At 37.5% G+C, this 232-nt stretch carries 1 tRNA gene; it reads left to right on the top strand.

Annotated elements, in window-relative coordinates:
* Window positions 1-60: transfer RNA gene (locus EAH69_RS12025), tRNA-Lys, on the top strand.
* The last annotated feature ends 172 nt before the right edge of the window (window positions 61-232 follow it).

The raw sequence follows: 232 nt of genomic DNA, 5'->3' as shown, positions 1-232 counted from the left end.
CTCAGTTGGTAGAGCACAACACTTTTAATGTTGGGGTCCTGGGTTCGAGCCCCAGCCAGGTCACTATTTTAGACCATTTCTTATTTCGAGAGTAGTTCTTTAGAAATTTAAGAAAATTTAAAGAAAAACACATTTTCGTTTTGTAGTGTTAAAATATTTTGTATATTTGCACTCCGAAAAAACGGAGACCTGGTAGCTCAGTTGGTAGAGCACAACACTTTTAATGTTGGGG

It is taken from the genome of Faecalibacter macacae, from assembly GCF_003687725.1.
Classification (GTDB): Bacteria; Bacteroidota; Bacteroidia; order Flavobacteriales; family Weeksellaceae; genus Empedobacter; species Empedobacter macacae.
This window is presented reverse-complemented; position numbering and strand designations above follow the sequence as displayed.